Below are 19,712 nucleotides of genomic sequence, written 5' to 3'. Positions count from 1 at the left end.
GATGATAGAACTATTGTAAGCAATTAAACTGAAAAACCACAGAATTTGATTTCAAGATTTACAAATTGTTTGCCTTTTTTATATAAAGCTCCAACGCTCCTGTCATACTTGGGGCATTTGGAAGCGGTGCTTCAATGTCCAAAATCAATCCCATATCTCTTACGGCTTGTGCTGTGGTCGGACCAAAAGCCGCTATCCTGGTTCTTCCTTGTTCGAAATCCGGGAAGTTTTGTTTCAAAGATTTTATTCCAGAAGGACTGTAGAAGGCTAAAATATCATACTTAACATCCGCCAGGTCTGACAAATCAGCGGCTACCGTATGATAAATGATTGCTTCTGTAAATGCGATACCCGCTTTTTCCATGTAATCTGGTATATCGTCTTTACGAATGTCAGAGCAAGGAAATAGGTATTTTTCGTTTTTATGTTTCTTGAAATAATCAAAAAGATCTGATGCAGTTTTCTGACCTACAAAAAGCTTTCTTTTTCTGATTACAATATATTTCTGAAGATAATGGGCTGTTTGATCCGAAATACAGAAGTATTTCATGTCAGCGGGCATTTCTATTTTGAATTCTTTACAAATATTAAAAAAATGATCGATCGCGTTTCTGCTTGTAAAGATGATTGCAGTGTGCTTAAGAATGTCAATTTTTTGCTTTCGAAATTCCTTGGGAGGAACCGGCTCTACCTTAATAAACTGTCTGAAATCGATCTTGAGATTGTATTTTTCAGCCAGTTGAAAATAAGGTGAATTTACATCGCTAGGTTTAGGTTGAGAGACAAGAATACTTTTGACTGGTTTAAACCGATCCTTAATAGCTGCACTCATGCTTATTAATTTCTTTAAATTATATCTACTATTGACCTAATACCATGATCCATTTTGCCAGGATCAGAAAAGGCACCAATTCTGCGATGCAAAGGTAAGTAAATAAATGGTATTTCTTAAAAGATAGGCGATTCATCATAATTAAGAAAAGTCCGGTGATGCCAATTAGATAAAGCCAAAAGAAAACTTGGAGAGATAATTCAAGAACATTTTCCAGCATAAAAAAGGAATTCATCAGATAAACGAAAATAACTCCGATCATAATAAAACATGCCCAAACAATTAAGCGAAGCAAATAGAAAAAGTGTGGAAACTCCAGCTTCCTTAAATCAAATAGATAGGCAACAATTCTAATCCCAATAAACTTGAATACTGTAAGAATTAGCAAACCAACTGTAGTGACTAACCAGAAAATCATCAAGGACATCACATCCTGCTCGATCAATTGAAAGACCAAGTCTCCCTTATAGATCACAAAGCCCAATGTACCCACCAAAGCCAGCAGTAAATTGACCATAAATACAAATAGCAAAACGTCCAACGAGAAAAACTTTTGCAAACTTCCAACATCGGAAAAATCCTCATCACTAAGTAGCCCACTCGGTCTCAGCATGCCGGAAAAAAGAAAAGGATATGCTTGCTTGTAAAAGGCAATGAAAAACAAGACAATAAGGAGTCCTAGTCCGAAAAAATCCCTGAGTACACTTCTCTTTTTTTCTCGGATACTTATGAGATTCTTGCTTTCCTCCGGAGTGGTCTGATCCAACTCAGTTCCAATCATTTTTTTCAAAATGATATCTTGGCTTCCAATACCTTCTTTGTATAGGGTCAAAGTCACTTTTTCCTGAGCTAATTCTTGTGCGACATCTGTTACCCTTCGAATTAACACAGTGTCAGAATTGGAGTAAAACCAAAGTTTTTCCCCAGCAAAAACAACCGTCTGCTCTGGCACCTCCAGATAAAGATTAGCCATTGGAAAAGTTGCCAGATTCAACTCCTGACTTATTCTATCACTACTTGCAAACCAACTCTCTCTTTCAGCTACCTCCCAAGTTTTGGAATAATCTTCCAAAACCTGTGCGGACAGGGAAAAACCAAGAGAAAAGAAAACTGTGAAGAGAAAGAAAACCCGGATTCTGGCCATTTTTTTAAAATCTCGCTAAATATCCAAAATGAATTTTTGATTGGGAAAAGGAAGCTTGTTGTTCATTGGACTTTCCAACCGCATAAATAAATCTGAAAATCCCTGAACCTGTCTCAAAATTCAGGCCCGCACCAAAAGAAACTGGCCTGTCAAAGGAATTTGCAAAGTAAAGGTTTTCTAGAATCCCAAGATCTATAAATGCCAGTAGAAATGAATTTTCTCCAAAAAATAATCGCTGCTCTGCATTCAAATAGGCAAAAGAGGAAGCAAAGAAAAAATTTTCATTAAAGCCTCGAATACTTTTCAGACCTCCCAATCTGAATAAATCATTAACCAAAAGTGTTTCATTTCGCACAAAACCTCCTGCACCTCCAAAGTACATTCCCCAGGAAGGTTTAAGAAACAGATGCTTTTCCCAAATAAGACTGACAGAATATTGTGGATTGCTCAATTCCAAATCCTGATAAACTGCTTCAGGAATCCCTGTATTTTGAAGTATTCTCTTATTTCCTGCCGAAATCTTCCCAGAAACCTTCCATCCTTTCCTTGGAGCAATCACATCATCCAACACATTGAAATCCACTCCCAAACCATATTCATTCCATCTAAAATCGGCTACATCAGGTAATTGCTCCACCTGCCTGAATGCAAAAGTTGAGAGTAAATCACTGGCCTTTCTGTTGGTAAAAAAGGTCAGATACAAAGAGCTACTCGCATTATAACCCACCCGAAGTCCTAAATTTCTATTGATAAAGGTACTATCCTGTTTGAGAAGACTAAACTCTCCCCCCACATCCAAAGGACTATTGAAAAGAAACGATTCCTTGGCTTTGATATTTAGGTTTTGGGTTAATTCATTAAACCTTTGCCAGCTGACCTCCACATCTCTTCCTTTCCCTCCTAAATGAAATAACTGCAAGTCCAACTGACCGGTAATCAATACCTTACCTGGTTCATTTTGATTAGGCAAAAATCCAATGATTCCATCCAATACATTAGAATTTCTCTCAACTAGGCTAAAAACTGGCTGAGCTTTTTGTATCCTAAATTCTACCTCGGGTTGACTTCTAAGTCTGAAATAAGGAGATCGATTCGCAAATCTGCTTGCCCTTTCCAGTTCTTTCTGAGAGAAAGGGTCACCAGGAATCAGCCCGGAAAATCTTTGAAAGTATTTCGCTTTTGTTTTTGGAGTTCCATCCAAACTAATACTATCCCAAACTATTAAGGGACCTGAATCATATAAAATGGAAGCTTTTATCCCGTTTTCTGTTCTTTCCAGACTGTCCATCTGAACCGACGCAAAAGGATATCCCTGATTCTCGGAGACTCCTACAATTCTGTCAAATATGGAATTGACTTGAGCGAAAGACAATTTCCCAAGGTTCAATTCTTTTGCCATGGTGGAAGGCAGATTCCCTTGGGACAAAATTACTTCCTCTATTTTTTTACCTGTTTCAAATTTAATCCAGAGCGAATCCCCTTGAACTCGCTGATTTTGAATAAATGCGCCCAAATAACCCTGTGCCTGATAGGATAGTAAAAGGGAATCGATTCCATGTCCTCGACCTTTATCAGATTCAAACTGCCTCCACTCATACTCCACTCCATCCAAGCTCCATCCCAACCAAAGCTTTTCCTGTGCTTGAAGCGAAAAAGTCAGAGGGAGATAAACCAAAAAAAGGAACAAGATGAGTCTCATCTGAGGAAATTAGGATTCATTATATTCGCAAATTAAAAGAAATCGATGGCAGGTATCTATATCCATATTCCTTTTTGCAAACAGGCTTGCCATTATTGTGACTTCCACTTCAGCACAAATACAAGCTACCTGGAGCAGATGATTCAGATGATGGGGAAGGAAGCTGAACTCAGAAAGGAGTATCTCAAAGGACATACGATAGAAACCATTTACTTTGGCGGAGGCACTCCCTCCATCTTAGAACCCAAGTGGATTGATTTTTTATTGGAAAATCTCAACACGATTTTTCAACTCAATTTGAAAGAAATTACACTTGAGGCTAATCCGGATGATCTGACAACTGAAAAATTGCAAGCCTGGAAATCAATGGGTATTGATCGGTTGAGTTTAGGAATTCAAAGTTTTGACGATGAAATTTTAAGATTTTATAATCGAGCCCACAATTCAAAAGAATCCATAGACGCTATAGCCAAAGCCCGCAAAATAGGCTTTGAAAAATTTAGTATGGATCTGATTTATGGCTTCCCTAGTCAAGACCATCAGCTTTGGGAAAAAGATCTAACAACTGCATTGGAGCAGGACCCGGGGCATTTATCCTGCTACGCATTGAGTGTGGAGCCAAAAACTGCTCTGGGGAAATGGGAAAAAACCGGGAAATTCGAACCCGCTTCTGAGGATTTTGTAGCAGAACAATTTGAAATTCTCCAAGCATTCACCGAAGCAAAAGGCTATAGGCAATACGAAATCTCCAATTTTGCCTCTTCTGGTAAAGAAGCGATTCATAACAGCAACTATTGGAAAGGACTGCCATACTTGGGTTTAGGCCCAGGAGCACACTCATTTGACGGAGAGAAAAGGGGAGCAAACGTCAGGAACAATATCCAATTCATCAGGGCAATTGAAGCCAACCAAATCCCTTTTGAAATTGAGGAAATGGATGAACTTGACCGCTTAAATGAATACATTTTAACCAGTCTGCGAACAAGTTGGGGATTGGATATTTCATTTGTAAGTCAAACATTTGAAAAAGATCTGATTCAGGAGAAAAGGAGTGAAATCTCCAAATTTCAAGAGCAGGGCTGGCTGGTTTGGAAAGATAATACCCTATCTTTGAGCAAAAGCGGAATGCTTTTGGCTGATAGTATAGCAGCAGCCTTGTTTTTCTAAATTAACCTATGAATTATAATCCCAATAGCCGAAAAAAAGAAGCCGCTCCTCTAGAGGATGCTTTCAAAGATTTGCTGAAGGTCTATCGTTTGGAGGGAAAATTTCAGGAAAAATCTTTGATCCACGACTGGGGAGAGTTAGTTGGTAAAACTATTGCCTCTCGAACCGAATCAGTCTTTATCCGGGATAAAAAGCTGTTTGTAAAACTTTCATCCGGCCCAATCAAGCGGGAAGTGCAGATGAATAAAAGTAAAATTCTAAACCTGATTGATGAGAGGTTTGGTGCTGGGATGATTGAAGAGCTTATTTGCCTTTGATATAATCCTTAGATGGTTATTAGAATTTTTTAACATCTTACATAAGAAAGCAATCGAGAGATTACTGTCTTTTTTCCATTCCCATTAACTAATATTGGGGATGCATACATGATCAAACTACCTAGCATACATATCGGAAAGCTTAGCTTTTTGCTCGCCATACTAGTATGGCTGGCTTTGCTTTTTGTAGACCTTACCAGATTATTTGGGGCGATCAACGATTTAAATTCCGGAATTGCGCCTGAATTCACATGGATACTGGAAATCTTATTTTTTATCACAGTGTATGGATTCTACAATTACGCAATCAATAAGGATGCAAGAAACGATTTCCTAAATTTGATATGGAGGGCGGCTTCCACAGGCATGTTTGCCTCGGCAATTTTCCTCTTAGTCCAGCTTTTTTATATCCTGTTGGGAGAAAGCAGATTGGCCGATGAGCCATTTCTTCGAAATTTCTTTTACCATGTGCACTTTGCCTTAGTCACTATATTTTTGATATCCAGTGCGATTCTTTGGAAGAATCTGATCCTATATCAAAAATCCAAACAGGTAGTCAAGCAATGGCAGACTTATGAGTTCGCCTTATTGCTGGCCATGTTTTTCATTTTTTTTAATAAAAACACCTTTGATTACAGCTTTATATTTGGCTTAGTCATTTTGACTGGCTTGGGGATAGTTCTTTCAGGAAATTTGAAATGGATCCCATACCTTACCTTTAAGGAGAAATGGAAGTCCCTACTTTTCCTGTTTTTCATACTTTTGAGTGGGGGTTATTTATTTTATCAAACCAGCCAGTTTAGCAATGCCCAGCAAACCTACCCTATCAATCTCCTGGATAACTTATTCCTGATTTCACTTTTTTTATTCATCCTCATTTATGCCTTATTCAGCTTCCTAGTTACCCTTTTCAATTTACCCACATCTTCAGTTTTTGAGCAGAAGTTGACAGAGGCGATCAATTTTCAGCGACTAAGTCAATCCATTCAGCCAGAAGAAAATGAAGAGCAGGTATTGGATATCTTGATTGACTCCTGCATGAGCGCTGCTTATGCAGATGCTGCCTGGATGGAAATGCATAGATTGGAAACAGGCACAGAGCTTATTCAGGAAAGGTGGATCAATGAAGAAACCAGAAATGAGCTTTCTGAGAAAATTTCGGGTATGAAGACGGCCACTCAATGGGAGACAGAAACAAAGCCTGATAATCTAAGTCCTCTTGCCTTGAGATTGGATCACCCTAAGTTCGAATCCATACTAATCATCCCTTTGGTGGTCAATAAGTCAGTAATCGGCAGATTGGTGCTTTGCAAAGAAGTAAAGGATGGTTTCAACAAAGAGATGATCAATATCATCAGCACCTTTACCCGTCAGGCCAGCATCGCAGTAGAAAATCACCGATTGCTGAATCAGGCTATTCAGAATGAACGGTATCAGGAAGAGTTGAAAATTGCCCAGCGGGTACAAAAGTCCCTACTTCCTGTCAAATTGGATCACAATGAATCCTTTGAAATCTGCGCCTATTCCAATGCTGCCGATGAGGTTGGGGGTGACTACTATGATACATTTCAGTTGGACGAAAATCGATTTGTATTAATCATCGGGGACGTTTCCGGAAAGGGAACTTCGGCAGCCTTTCACATGTCCCAAATGAAAGGGATATTCCAAAGTCTGATTCAACTGGATCTTGGAGCTTCTGAATTTATGAATCGTGCCAATAGTGCCTTGAGTAGATGCCTGGAAAGAAATCATTTTATTACTGCTTCGATATTTATAATTGATACTTCCAATCATACTTTTTTACATGCCCGAGCAGGACATGTCCCTACTTTAATGTGGGAAAAATCCAAAAATAAAGCTGATTTCTTGGGGGTTGACGGATTGGGTTTAGGAATCTTAAGAAACATGCAGTATGAAAAACACGTTGAGGAAAAGGTATTCAGCTTTGAGTCAGGAGACATACTGTTGCTGTTTACAGATGGTATAGTAGAGGCAAAAAATCAAAAATCTCAGCAATTTGGATTTGAAAGAGTCCGATCCTTAGTAGAAGTTTATCATCATTTATCACCGAGAGAGATTCAGACAAAAATGATCGACTCACTGCACGATTTCGTGGAAGGAGACGGAATGATTGACGACGATTATTCTCTCATGGTAGTTAAGTTCAATTAATCAAAAAACATGCTTTCGATTCACACTCATGAGGAACATACCCACCATATCCTTCGGATACAAGGGGAAATTGATGCCAGCAACTCAGTGCAACTGGATGAGTCCATCCGAAGTCTTGCAGATAATGGTGCCAAGTCGATTTTAGTTGATGGTTCTGATCTTGAATATATTTCATCAGCAGGATTGGGAGTATTTATGTCTTATTTAGAAGACTTTCAGGAACAGGGAGTTAGTTTGAAAATTTTCGCACTGGACCCTAAAGTATTTGAGGTATTTAAAATTTTGGGACTGGATCAATTGATTTCAATTTTCCCCACTAAAGAAGAAGCGATCCAGGAAGTATAACATGGTACATAAGATTCAGATAGCATGCCGCACCACGGCACTTTCGGAATTAAGGGACTTTCTTAATCAGACCCTCATGGATTCCAGGATGTCAGACAGTGATATTTTACAAGTCACGCTGGCAGTGGAAGAAGTATGCGCTAATCTCATCATACATTCTCACAGCTGTAATGAGGAAGACCATATTCTCCTTTCGGTAGAAAAAGATGCTGAAAAGCTTATTTTTGAAATTAAAGATGAGGGTGAAGCTTTTAATTTATTGGATTACGAAATGCCAGATTTGAAAAAAGTGATTTCCGAAAAGCGAAAAGGAGGTCTAGGCATCATTTTGGTACGTAAAATCATGGACGAAATAGAGTTTGAAAGTGACAGAGGAATTAATACCTGTAGGCTAATCAAACTTTTTCGATCCTAATTCTTGTTAAATCCTTAATTCAAAAGGCATTTCCCTTGAAATCCTGATAATTTTGTAACATTGCATCTTGAAAATTCAGCTTTCTGATTCATGACTAACCGAACCATTTCGGCAATTCTCTCGGCCTTTCTTTTCCTGTATATCAATCCGGGCTCAATTGCCCAGACAGCTTCACAGGAAGATCCTCTTTTGACAGTGGGTGGTAAGCCTGTGTCAAGAGATGAATTCGTCTATTTAATAGGAAAAGGCTCCAATTCCGATGCAAATACCCCCGGTTTAAGCAGGGAAGAATTTGAGGAAAATTTGGATCTCTTCATAAACTATAAATTGAAAGTAAGAGAAGCCGAAGCCCTAGGCTTGGATGAGACCACTGAGTTTAAAAGAGAATTCGCTTCCTTCAAAGAAAGCCTCAAGTCCCCTTTTCTCATTAAAAATTCTCTGGAGGATGGAGAATTAAGAAAGGCCTATTCCAGGATGCAAGAAGTCATCAGAGCCAGCCACATTCTATTCCAGTTTCCACCCAATGCCAGTTCAGAAGATAGTTTGATCGTGTTGAAAATGGCTCTGAAGATCAAGCAGGAAATTCAAAATGGCGGAGATATAAATGCTTTGGCAGTAGAATACTCGGACGATCCTTCAGCAAAAATCAATAAGGGAGACCTTGGGTATTTTACCGCGTTACAGATGGTGCAGCCATTTGAAGATGCGGCTTTTACACTTCAGCCTGGGCAAGTTTCAGATCCTGTTCTTACGAGTTTCGGATACCACATTATTAAGGTCCAGGAAAGACAACCCAACCCTGGACAAGTTCAGGTATCTCACATTTTGGTTAGAGTAGACGAAACCAATCCTAACTCAGAAAATCAAGCTCGGAGAAAGATTTCCGATATCTATACTGAGATTCAAAAGCCTACGACGCTTTGGGAGGATATTGTGAAAAACTACTCAGAGGATCCAGCTACCAGTAAGAAAGGAGGGCTTTTGCCTTGGTTCTCTGTCGGAAATATGATTCCGGAATTTGAAATGGCAGCGTTTTCACTTACTGAAATTGGAGAAGTATCTCCTCCGGTGAAAACCAGATACGGATATCACATTCTAAGATTAGAAAATAAAAAGCCAATAGATTCCTTCGAAGAAATGGAGGATATGATTCGATCCCGAATCTTGAGAGATTCCAGGTCAACCATGATCCAATCTCAGGTACTGGCTATCCAGAAAGCTAGATATGGATTCAAAGAAAATGAAGCCAATGTCGAAAAATTAAGAGCTTCTTTGAATACCAAGAAAAAGAATGAATTCCGTCCTGAAATTACAGCTTTAGGAATGGGAGCCTCTAACCTATTTACTCTGAAAGGAAAGGCATATTCTACGGAAGATATGCTTATCTACATGGAAACCGATGAAGTCTCTCCAAAAACTAAAGGAGGAACATTCGATATATGGTATGATAGGTTTGCAGGTGAACTGTTGGCGCAAATAGAGGAAGAAGACTTAGAGGCGAATAATAAAGAATATTCCATGCTTCTCAAGGAGTATAGGGATGGAATCCTACTATTCACCTTAATGAATGAAGAGGTGTGGCAAAAAGGAATACAAGATTCTATTGGACAAAGAGCCTATTATGAACAAAATATCAGGGATTATCAATGGGGAGAAAGAGTAAATGCTTTCATCGTCAAGGTATTAGATATAAATAAACTAGAGCAGGCCAAATCCAGACTTCAGGGAAATGCTTATTCTGAAAGCTTGGTGAATGAATTTGAAGAGTTTTATAAAAGCAATGATCCACTGGCTTACCAAACTCAGTCAGGATTGATTGAAATTGCTGATGACCCCATACTTTCCAAAGCTGACTTATCCAAGTCTTTCCAAGAAATAGAAGCCGATGGACACCTTCACCTAGTGGTGGTGGGAGCTAAAGTTCCTCCCGGCCCCATGGCATTTGAAGAAACCCGAGGTCCGGTTATTCGAGATTATCAAGAATACTTAGACGAGCAACTTATTCAGTCGCTTCGCAAAAAATATCCCATCAAAGTGAACAAGAGCGTAAAAGAAGAGGCTTTCATTGCGCTGAATCAATAAATTCAATTACACCGACTCAGGTCGGAATTATCATCCATGAATAAACTAAACCTACTTACTTTAATCCTTTTCAGCTTATTCTTTACCCAGCAGGCTATTGCTCAGGAGAGTTCAGTTTCCGGGCAGGTACTGGACAAAATTGTCGCCAAAGTAGATAATAACATCTTGCTGGAATCAGATGTACAAAAGACCTTTTTGGAAGCTGTGGCACAATCGCAGCAAGGCATGACACCTCCATCAAGATGTGATGTTTTCGAGACGCTTTTGATCAATAAGCTGATGGTTGCAAAAGCTGAAATAGACTCCGTAATCGTGACAGAAGCTGAGGTAATGCTTCAGGCAGACAACCGATTCAATATGGTATTGCAGCAAATCGGCGGAGATGAAAACACCCTACTTCAAGTCTATGGAAAAACTGCTGAGCAGCTAAAGAATGAAATCTATGATGTCATGAAGGAGCAGTTGACCGTTCAAAGAATGCGTGATAAAATCACACAGGGACTGACTGTATCGCCCGCGGAAGTTCGGTCATTCTTCCAAAGCATACCGCAGGACTCCCTCCCATTCTTTTCAGCAGAAGTGACCGTAGGACAAATTGTAAAGAAGCCTGAGGTAAATCCTCAAGTAAAAGAAAATATTTACAACCAGCTTAAGCAATTCAAAGAGGATATAATGGCAGGAAGAGCAGACTTTGCTGACTTGGCCAGAAGGTATTCTGAGGATCCGGGCTCAGGCGCTCAAGGAGGAGACCTTGGTTTTTTCCGCAGAGGTGAATTGGCTCCAGAATATGAGGCTACTGCATTGAGCTTGAGACAAGGTGAAATCTCTGATCCCGTAGAAACCCAATTTGGATTTCATATGATCCAACTTCTTGAAAATAAAGGTGGGAGTTATAATACCAGACATATTCTACGAATTCCACAAGCTACGGAAGATGATATCAAAAAGACCGAGCGCTATTTGGATAGCTTGAAGACAGAAATTGAAGCAGGTCGATTGGAATTTGCGAAAGCAGCCAAGGACTATTCTGATGATAGAAATACCAGTGATAATGGCGGTTTCTTTACTGATCCGGGAACAAGCTCTAACCGATTAACGCTTCGAACATTAGAGGATCCTGTATTGTATTTCACAATCGACAGTATGAAGGTGGGATCCATTTCCAAACCAATTCGATTTGAAGATCCTAGAGAAGGAACCAAGGTTAGAATTCTTTATTATAAAGCCAAATATCCAGCTCATAGAGCTAACCTCAATGATGATTACGAGAAGATGAAAGCAGCGGCCTTGAGAAAGAAAGAAGATGAAATTCTAAGTACTTGGTTTGTAACTGCCAAAGAAGACGTCTTTATAGATATAGACCCTGCCTATGATCGATGCAACGCATTGGTAGAAAAGAAATAAAAAAAGGGGGCTGATTTATCATCGGCCCCCTTTTTTGTAAAATAACAGTACCTACTTTTTACCAAAAAGCGTCTTAAACGCCATTCCGATTTGCTTGAATCCTTCTTTAAAAAAGCCTTTAGATTCTTTGAGTTTGGGTTCTAGGTTCTTTTTCCTTTCCTCATACTCCTTCTCCAGCATTTCTTTTCCCTTTTTCAACTCAGCCTCCAAAGAAGTTTTGTTCGATTTCAACTCGCTGATTTTCTTGTCGATTTCTTCTTTTACCTCTGAACCAGCGTCTTTCCCTTTTTGGACCAATTCCTCTATTTTGTGACCGATCTCCTGAAGGGTAGCTTCAATTTCCGAAATACCTTTATTGTTTGTTTTCATGTGTTTTTAATTTATGTTTCAAAGGTCACATGGAATCTCGCACATATTACAATGATCCCACTGTGTGACCCTTGCGTCGTGCTCGATTTCATCTGTTATTTGTTTTAAATGTTCAGATGGAATACTCATGGAGTTTTCAAGCCTTGTGCCTGAAATTTCAAGAGCATTTCATAGCTAAAAATCTGATTTTTATTGAGTTAATAAGTTAACCAATTTATTTCAAAGAATGGAATAAAGGGATATTAAAGATCAGAATCCACCGATTCTCCGGCTTGGGTTTGCTTTTCATAAAGCTCAGCATAAACGCCTTTTTGCTCCATCAAAGACTGATGATTTCCACGTTCTATGATTTTACCATCATCCAAAACTATGATTTGGTCAGCCAGTTTGGCCGAAGAAACCCGATGAGAAATAATCACAGAAGTTCTATTCTTCATAATTTTCTTTAGGGCATTGAGGATAACATTTTCTGTTTTGGTATCCACCGCTGAAAGGCAGTCATCCAAAATCAAAATCTTAGGCTCTTTAGCAATAGCTCTGGCGATGGAAACTCTTTGTTTTTGACCACCTGAAAGTGTGATTCCTCTTTCTCCCAGCATGGTTTCAAAACCTTTTGGAAAGTCCACGATATTCTTGTAGACATCGGCATCTTTTGCTGCCTGTTCTATTATATCCTTTTCTGTATGGTCCAATCCAAAAGCGATATTATTCCCTATAGTATCAGAGAACAAGAATACATCCTGAGGTACATAGCCAATGTTTTTTCTCAGGTGGGAAATATCAAAGGATTCAATGGGTTTGCCATCAATTAAAATCTGACCTTTAGCAGGATCATACATTCGCATCAATAAATTAGCAATAGTAGATTTGCCGGAACCGGTAGTACCAATAATTCCCAAGGTTTGTCCCGATTGAATTGAAAAAGAAACCTGATCCAAAGCTTTCACACCCGAGTCAGGATAGACAAATGAAAGGTCCTTCATTTCTATCGTTCCATGTATTTCATCTTTGGCATCTTCAGTACTGATGATATTATTTTCCTCATCTAAAAATTCATTGATTCGAGTTTGAGAAGCAGCAGCCCGCTGAACGATACTGGTTACCCAGCCCAAGGATGTTACTGGCCAAGTCAGCATGTTCACATAAAGAATAAACTCTGCAATCACGCCATATCCTATATCCCCATTGATCACCTGCAGGCCTCCAATGTAGACGGTGATGATAGTGGAGATTCCCACCAAGGCCATGATCAAAGGAAAGAACAAAGCATTCACACGTGTCAGCCTGATGGATTTTACCTTGTACTCTTCACTGGCATCCGAAAAGTCTCTGACACTGTCATTTTCACGTACAAATGCCTTCAGCACTCTGATTCCCGAAAAAGCTTCTTGAGTAAATGTGCTCAGATTAGAAAGGCTTCTTTGGATCTTTTCCGAGCGCTCATTAATCAGGTTATTGACAAAATAAATACTTATGGAGAGTACCGGAAGTGGTAATAATGAATACAGTGTCAATTCAGGATTGACCATGATCATGTATGAAATTACCAATGGAAAAAGAATCAGAAGGTTTAATCCATACATGATGGCAGGTCCCAAATACATACGGACTCTACTGACATCCTCTGTGATTCTAGCCATCAGGTCTCCCGTGCTATTTTTTCTATAGAAGGATAAAGACAAGTTTTGATACTTTTTAAAAATCTCATTTTTCATATCATACTCAATCCTTCTGGACATGATGATGATAGTTTGTCGGATGAGAAAAAGGAAAAAACCCCGTAAAAGGGCCATAACTAAAATCAATACACCAAAGACCAGAACAAATTTTAAAAAATTTTCAGAGGCAATATCTCCTAATCCCCCCAAGTCTAAAGGCTTAAATATCACCGCGCTTTCCACCACATAATCTATGGCAAGTCTTACAAGTTGGGCGGGAATAATTACGAATATATTTGAGATTACAGTAAATAGTATTCCCAAAAGCAATAAGCCCTTGTATTTGTATAAATACTTATTGAGTCTCCAGAGTGGCTTCACCAAATAAAAACTTTAAAATCGAGGAATTGGATTAATTATTCTAGTTAGATTAATTCTTTGAAGGCTAATAAAAGTATTTAATTTTGTATCAGCCTTGGTATAGAAGGAACAACCCAAATATAACACATTCTAAAAAGCTAAGTTCACATGTTAGAGATTAAAGCTTCGCAAACCGTGAAAGAAGGATCCATCTTTGGACAAATCAGCAGCATGGATCACGAGCAGCTCGTGGTTTGTCATGACGAGGCCACTGGCCTTAAAGCCTTGATAGGCATTCATAATACTACTTTGGGTCCTGCGCTCGGAGGTACCCGCATGTGGCCTTATGCTACAGAAGAAGAGGCGATTACTGATGTGTTGCGTCTTTCCCGAGGGATGACTTTCAAAAATGCACTTGCCGGATTAAATCTTGGAGGAGGAAAAGCAGTAATTATTGGCGATCCAAAACTGAAAAATGAAGCCTTCCTCAGAAGGTTTGGTCGATTTGTTCAGAGTTTAGGCGGCAGATATGTAACTGCAGAAGATGTCAACATGAAGACATCTGACATGGAGTACATCGCCATGGAAACTAAACATGTAACCGGACTTCCTGAGATCAAAGGCGGTGGTGGTGATCCATCTCCTGTAACAGCTTACGGAACCTACATGGGTATGAAAGCTGCTGCGAAAAAAGCATTCGGCTCAGATTCATTGTCAGGTAAAAAAATCTGTGTTCAGGGAGTAGGTCAAGTAGGTAAATATTTGATTGAATACTTGATCAAAGAAGGCGCTGAGGTATTGATCACCGATATTTTCGAAGATAAATTGAAGAAAGTAGCCCTTGATACAGGAGCTGTAGCAATTGATCCTAATCTGATTTATGACATGGATATGGACATCTACGCACCTTGCGCTTTGGGAGCTACTATCAATGATGATACAATTGATAGATTGAAATGTGCTGTCATTGCCGGTGGAGCCAACAATCAATTGAAAGACGAAGCCAAGCATGGTCAGATCCTTTTAGAAAAAGGAATTATCTACGCTCCAGATTTCCTAATCAATGCTGGAGGTGTGATCAATGTTGGCGCAGAGTATTTTGGCGGTTACAATAGAGAAATTGTATACAAGCAGGCAGAAAAGATCTACGACACTTGTTTATACATCTTGAATAAGTCTGAAAAAGAAAATATTCCTGCTCAGCAGGCTGCTATCGAAGCTGCTAAAGAGCGTATCAATGCAATTGGAAGAGTTAAGCTCTCTTTCTAAATAAAAATTACTTGATAAAAACCACCGGAAGGACCTTTCGGTGGTTTTTTGTCTTCATATGGCAGGGTGAAGCCCGGTCAAAATGTCTATATTTACAGCTCGTTTCTCAAACTATGCTAAACAGAAGAATCCTCAGGGTCAAAGCTTTTCAAAATCTTTATGCCTATGAGCAGTGCAAAGGTTCCAATTTTAACCTTGCAAAAGATTACATCAAGGAGTCCTTTCTACCAGATTTGAATAGTATGGAAGTCCAGGACAAGGCTGCCCTCTCCAGAGATGCACAGTCAGCTATCCAATTATTCGAACAAAGTGTAGATAGCAAAAGTCAGCTTCAAGCTTCTGACGGAAGTCCAAAAATCAAAAAGGTCGTATTGGAGGCAATCAATACTTTCCATTCTTCCAATAAAAAAGATCAGGATTTTCTGTTGAAAAACATGATCGCTTCCGCAGAAAGAATACCCCAACTTTATCTTTTAGCAATCGAATTATTGCAGGCATTTTCCAAGCAAGCCGGTACAGAGATTGAAAAGAAAAAAAAGCTTCAGGCGGGGAATCCTGTAGCATTTGCCAATGAGCTAAATCTGACAAACAATAGGGTTCTGGCTAACCTTCGAGAATCTGATATCTATCGCGCAGCGGTAGCTAAAAACAATGCAAATCTGGATGATTTGGAATTGGAAATCAGAGAATGGTTTAGAGATTATATCAAACCTTCTGAGGAATACCAGGCATATATTAAGTTGAGTAATCCTTCCGTGGAAGAAGATTTGCATGCTGCAGATGAACTTTTGAAGAAGATTCTATTCAAAAACGACGTAATATTGAACTACTTTTCTGAAAAAGACCTTAATTGGACAGAGAACAAGTCAGTCGTTCGCAGCTTGGCATCAAAGGTTCTGAAAAATGCAGCAGGTCTCGGAGAAGATTCTGATGGGCAAATGCCTGAAATTGCAATGAACTGGGATGAGGATAAGGAGTTTTTTCAAAATATCTTTAACTTCACCATTGAAAATGACAGGGAAAATAAGGCGTTAATCAGTCAAAAAACCAAAAACTGGGATATTGATCGATTAGCATTTACAGATAAAGTCATCATTTCAATGGCGATTACTGAAATGCAAAACTTCCCAAGCATCCCTGTCAAAGTCAGCATCAATGAGTACATTGATATCTCCAAGACATACAGTACTCCAAAGAGTAAGCAATTCGTCAACGGATTGTTGGATGTCATGGCGAAAGAATTAACCGAAAGCGGTAAAATTCGTAAAAGTGGACGAGGACTTTTGGACAATAAATAATACAACTATGAGCAAAAACAGTAATTCACTCATCGCATTTGTCATTGGAGCCGGTGTAGGTGCGGCATTGGGTGTACTTTTCGCACCGGATAGCGGTTCAAATACAAGAGACAAACTTTCTTTCAGACTTTCAAAATATAAAAAGGAACTGGAAGAATTGATCGACGAATTAGTAGAGGGAAAAGAACTTCACCTCAACGAAGCTAAAACAGAAGGAAAAAGAGTAATCACAGAAGCCAAAAACAAGGCAGAAAACCTTCTGAGTGACGTGAATAAATTAATTGACCAAATAAACAAAGACAAAAACTAATATGAAAGCTAAACTCTTGAGTGTAGCTGCATTAGCCCTAATGATTGCATTGGGTACTTCTTGCAGCCAGAAAAACGATCAGGACGCTAAAATTCAAGCATTGGAAGATAAAATCGCACAGCTTGAAGCTGGTAGTTCTTCCATCACCCCTGTAAACGCTCAAACCACCCAAACTGCTGACCCAAGCACTCTAGGAGCATTTGAGTTTGCAGAAATGGAGTACAACTTTGGTACTATCAAAGAGGGAGAAGTGATTGAGCATATCTTTAACTTCACCAACAATGGACAGGCTCCATTGGTGATTTCCAACATCACTGCTTCTTGCGGATGTACCAGCCCTGATTGGACTAAGACTCCAGTAAATCCAGGAGAAAAAGGTTTCGTGAAAGTAGTATTCAACTCTACTGCGAAGTCAGGTGCTCAGGCTCCAACTGTAACTATTCAAGCTAATACCAATCCAACTGTAACCCGTCTTCAAATGAAGGGTACTGTTACACCTGGTGCAGGTGCTGCAGGAGCTCCAGTAGGACCGGTAAAAAGATAATTGATGATAGCAACAGTTTTAGCGCAAGCTTCGGGCGGTGGCGCAGGCATTATGGGACAGGTTTTTCTGTTCGGATCGATCATTTTGATCATGTATTTCTTTATGATTCGACCTCAACAGAAGAAACAAAAAGAGACCAAGAAATTTATAGAAGAAATCAAAAAAGGAGAGGACGTAGTCACAATCGGAGGACTTCACGGTAAAGTGAGTTCGGTTGAAGGTGATGTAGTAATTCTTGAATTAGATAGAGGATTCAAAGTCAAAGTTGAAAAATCAGCTATCTCCATGGATTTCTCTAAGAAACCAACAAAATAAAACATTGAATTTTGCCGGATACTAAAAAATCCTCTAGCGGGATTTCACCGAAAAAACTCTCTAATCTAAAAGTGGTAGTTCTCTGCGTTGCAGCGGCTACCACTTTTTGGATTTTAAACGCCCTGAATAAGGACGACTATACGACTATTGTCGATTACCCCATAGAATTCTCTTTTAATCAAGAGAAGTTTATGGCAGTTAGACCTTTGCCCAAAAGCGTGGAAATCGAAATATCCGGTAACGGGTGGGATTTGTTAAGGAAGTACTTCAACTTCAACAACAATCCCTATGTTATAGAATTAAGTAATCCTACTTCCAGAAACTTCATCCTGACTGCCGATATCAAGCGGGGAATCTCCGAATTTATTTCCCCGACCCAGCTAGTCTCTTTAGTCAGAGATTCGCTTGAATATGAAATTGATAGAATTCAAACAGTCAAACTACAGCCTGAATTGGATTCTTTAAGCTACTCCCTGGCAAAAAATTATAGGCTGCTGGAAAAACCGATTTTCGAACCTTCTCAAGTGACAGTAGTTGGCCCTAGCTCTATTATCGACCTTTTTGAGGGCAAATTCCCTGTTCAGCTTAAGGAAAACAGGCTAAACAAAGACCTAGAAAAAACTGTCAAATTAGAAGTAGGTGAAAATATTCAGCAATTTATCACCATCAAAGATGAAGTCATTCAGGTGAAATTGGATCTGGTTGCTTTTTTAGAAGGGAATAAAAGACTGAAGGTTAAAAAAATCAACTTTCCCAGAACTGTCAGCCTGGAAGAAGAAGATCCATTGATCATGATGTACTATTTGGTGGATGAGAGAAAAACCCAAGAGCTGAAGGAAATGGAGTTTGAAGCAATTTTGGACTACTCCAAAAGAAACCGACAGGACTCCACTATATCCGTACAAATCAATCCGCTTCCTTCCTATCTAGATCAGGTTAGAGTGGAGCCTCCACAATTAAGATTGAAGTATGAGCCCTAAGCCAAAGCTTGTCGGAATAACGGGAGGAATAGGTTCTGGAAAATCCACCGTGGCTAAAATTTTTGAGATATTGGGAATCCCTGTTTACTATGCAGACGATAGAGCCAAATCTCTAATGAATCATGATTCGGGGTTAAAAAAGCAAATCATCCAAGAGTTCGGAGAAGAAAGCTATACTTCAGAAGGGGACTTAAATAGAAAGTATTTAGCATCCACCGTTTTCTCAGATCCTGAAAAAGTAAAAAAGATCAATAGCTTGGTTCATCCAGCTGTAGGAAGGGATTTTGAAATCTGGGCAAGTAGTCAAAGTACTCCTTATGTGCTTAAAGAGGCAGCATTAATTTTTGAAACTGGCGGTGAAAAGAAAGTCGATGCCGTCATCAATGTAAGTTCACCCCTCAAAATACGAGTAAATCGAGTACTCATGAGAGACCCTCATCGATCCTTAGAGCAAATCAATCAGATTATTGATCAGCAAATCCCCGATGAAGACAAAAATGAAAGAGCTGATTTTGTTATCAAAAACACAGAGAATAAGATGCTGATTCCCCAAGTCTTAGAAATTCATCAAAAGCTCCAATCATAAAGGTTTTTCCCACCAGCTTTTGTGAACGATTTTCCAATTGTCTTCCACCAAGATAAGAGTTAGAAAATCATAATAATAAATTCCCGGCCAGAACAACTCGGTTTCAACTGAGGCAGTATTTCCCTGAACTCTGATGGAAATAATCTCATTTTTATAGTCAGAAGGATTTCTTTTGTCTCCTTTGGAAGTACCTTCTGCCCATGTAGCGAAGTCCGTTATGGTCAGATTTTCCCCTCTGTACCCAATCAACCTAGCTTCAGGAAGAAATGCTTTTTCAAGCTTTTCTTTATCCCGCTCAATCATCCCGTCAAAATACAATTGTACAGTTTTAGTGATTAGATCTCTGTCTGATTGTTCTTGGGCAAATGAAAGCTCACATAAGCTCAAAAGAAAAAAGAGTAGTATAAGTTTCTTCATGTCTTTGGAGTAAGATTCAACTTTTCAAT

General features: G+C 39.2%; 20 protein-coding genes. 14 read left to right on the top strand and 6 right to left on the bottom strand.

The features are described 5' to 3' along the window. Positions 1-58 precede the first annotated feature (58 nt). From BM073_RS06600 to BM073_RS06590, 3 genes are read right to left on the bottom strand one after another with little or no spacing between them, the layout of a single operon-like run. Positions 59-832, bottom strand: a complete 774-nt coding sequence (locus BM073_RS06600; RefSeq protein WP_091652243.1) for a uroporphyrinogen-III synthase — start codon at positions 830-832, stop codon at positions 59-61. Between the two features lie 28 nt (positions 833-860). Beyond that, positions 861-1,976 (bottom strand): DUF4271 domain-containing protein, encoded by a 1,116-nt coding sequence (locus BM073_RS06595; RefSeq protein ID WP_091652241.1) that lies wholly within the window; start codon positions 1,974-1,976, stop codon positions 861-863. Between the two features lie 4 nt (positions 1,977-1,980). Further along, positions 1,981-3,675, bottom strand: a complete 1,695-nt coding sequence (locus tag BM073_RS06590; RefSeq protein WP_091652239.1) for a BamA/TamA family outer membrane protein — start codon at positions 3,673-3,675, stop codon at positions 1,981-1,983. 45 nt (positions 3,676-3,720) lie between these two features. Between BM073_RS06590 and hemW the strand changes: the two genes are divergently transcribed. The 7 genes from hemW to BM073_RS06555 all read left to right on the top strand — a co-directional run bounded on the left by hemW (position 3,721) and on the right by BM073_RS06555 (position 11,577). Then, positions 3,721-4,842: a radical SAM family heme chaperone HemW gene (gene hemW / locus BM073_RS06585; protein WP_091652236.1), complete on the top strand. Its 1,122-nt coding sequence runs from the start codon at positions 3,721-3,723 to the stop codon at positions 4,840-4,842. 8 nt (positions 4,843-4,850) lie between these two features. Beyond that, positions 4,851-5,159: a DciA family protein gene (locus BM073_RS06580; protein ID WP_091652233.1), complete on the top strand. Its 309-nt coding sequence runs from the start codon at positions 4,851-4,853 to the stop codon at positions 5,157-5,159. Between the two features lie 108 nt (positions 5,160-5,267). Beyond that, positions 5,268-7,331 carry a GAF domain-containing SpoIIE family protein phosphatase gene (locus BM073_RS06575; RefSeq protein ID WP_091652231.1) on the top strand — a complete coding sequence of 688 codons (2,064 nt, stop codon included), beginning with the start codon at positions 5,268-5,270 and terminating at the stop codon, positions 7,329-7,331. Positions 7,332-7,340: 9 nt separating this feature from the next. Continuing rightward, complete coding sequence (locus BM073_RS06570) at positions 7,341-7,676, top strand: STAS domain-containing protein (protein WP_091652227.1); 336 nt, start codon at positions 7,341-7,343, stop codon at positions 7,674-7,676. A gap of 1 nt (position 7,677) precedes the next feature. Then, positions 7,678-8,091 (top strand): ATP-binding protein, encoded by a 414-nt coding sequence (locus BM073_RS06565; RefSeq protein WP_091652223.1) that lies wholly within the window; start codon positions 7,678-7,680, stop codon positions 8,089-8,091. A 90-nt stretch (positions 8,092-8,181) separates the two neighbouring features. Then, positions 8,182-10,173, top strand: a complete 1,992-nt coding sequence (locus BM073_RS06560) for a peptidylprolyl isomerase (RefSeq protein WP_091652221.1) — start codon at positions 8,182-8,184, stop codon at positions 10,171-10,173. A 36-nt stretch (positions 10,174-10,209) separates the two neighbouring features. Next, positions 10,210-11,577, top strand: coding sequence for a peptidylprolyl isomerase (locus tag BM073_RS06555; protein WP_091652218.1), 1,368 nt, complete (start codon positions 10,210-10,212; stop codon positions 11,575-11,577). Positions 11,578-11,628: 51 nt separating this feature from the next. Here BM073_RS06555 and BM073_RS06550 read toward each other — a convergent pair whose 3' ends face one another. Further along, positions 11,629-11,946, bottom strand: coding sequence for a sll1863 family stress response protein (locus BM073_RS06550; RefSeq protein WP_091652214.1), 318 nt, complete (start codon positions 11,944-11,946; stop codon positions 11,629-11,631). A gap of 242 nt (positions 11,947-12,188) precedes the next feature. After that, positions 12,189-13,985, bottom strand: a complete 1,797-nt coding sequence (locus tag BM073_RS06545; protein ID WP_091652211.1) for an ABC transporter ATP-binding protein — start codon at positions 13,983-13,985, stop codon at positions 12,189-12,191. A gap of 147 nt (positions 13,986-14,132) precedes the next feature. Between BM073_RS06545 and BM073_RS06540 the strand changes: the two genes are divergently transcribed. The 7 genes from BM073_RS06540 (at position 14,133) to coaE (ending at position 19,266) form a co-directional block, all read left to right on the top strand. Continuing rightward, positions 14,133-15,233, top strand: coding sequence for a Glu/Leu/Phe/Val dehydrogenase dimerization domain-containing protein (locus BM073_RS06540; RefSeq protein WP_091652209.1), 1,101 nt, complete (start codon positions 14,133-14,135; stop codon positions 15,231-15,233). A 113-nt stretch (positions 15,234-15,346) separates the two neighbouring features. Further along, positions 15,347-16,531: a transcription antitermination factor NusB gene (gene nusB, locus BM073_RS06535; protein ID WP_091652206.1), complete on the top strand. Its 1,185-nt coding sequence runs from the start codon at positions 15,347-15,349 to the stop codon at positions 16,529-16,531. A gap of 7 nt (positions 16,532-16,538) precedes the next feature. Further along, on the top strand, positions 16,539-16,841 hold the full coding sequence (locus BM073_RS06530; protein WP_091652203.1) for a YtxH domain-containing protein: 303 nt from the start codon (positions 16,539-16,541) through the stop codon (positions 16,839-16,841). A 1-nt stretch (position 16,842) separates the two neighbouring features. Further along, positions 16,843-17,385: a DUF1573 domain-containing protein gene (locus BM073_RS06525; protein ID WP_091652200.1), complete on the top strand. Its 543-nt coding sequence runs from the start codon at positions 16,843-16,845 to the stop codon at positions 17,383-17,385. Between the two features lie 3 nt (positions 17,386-17,388). Beyond that, on the top strand, positions 17,389-17,700 hold the full coding sequence (gene yajC, locus BM073_RS06520; RefSeq protein ID WP_091652198.1) for a preprotein translocase subunit YajC: 312 nt from the start codon (positions 17,389-17,391) through the stop codon (positions 17,698-17,700). 11 nt (positions 17,701-17,711) lie between these two features. Beyond that, positions 17,712-18,680: a YbbR-like domain-containing protein gene (locus tag BM073_RS06515; protein WP_091652195.1), complete on the top strand. Its 969-nt coding sequence runs from the start codon at positions 17,712-17,714 to the stop codon at positions 18,678-18,680. Continuing rightward, on the top strand, positions 18,670-19,266 hold the full coding sequence (gene coaE / locus BM073_RS06510) for a dephospho-CoA kinase (protein WP_091652192.1): 597 nt from the start codon (positions 18,670-18,672) through the stop codon (positions 19,264-19,266). The genes BM073_RS06515 and coaE overlap by 11 nt, the downstream gene beginning before the upstream one ends. Here the strand turns inward: coaE and BM073_RS06505 are convergent. Beyond that, positions 19,261-19,683 carry a nuclear transport factor 2 family protein gene (locus tag BM073_RS06505; RefSeq protein ID WP_091652189.1) on the bottom strand — a complete coding sequence of 141 codons (423 nt, stop codon included), beginning with the start codon at positions 19,681-19,683 and terminating at the stop codon, positions 19,261-19,263. The two genes, coaE and BM073_RS06505, sit on opposite strands and share 6 nt — an antisense overlap. Between the last annotated feature and the right edge of the window lie 29 nt (positions 19,684-19,712).

The organism is Algoriphagus ornithinivorans (assembly GCF_900115305.1).
GTDB lineage: Bacteria > Bacteroidota > Bacteroidia > Cytophagales > Cyclobacteriaceae > Algoriphagus > Algoriphagus ornithinivorans.
Note: the sequence above shows the minus strand (reverse complement) of the source record. Positions and strands in the feature narration are given on the sequence as shown.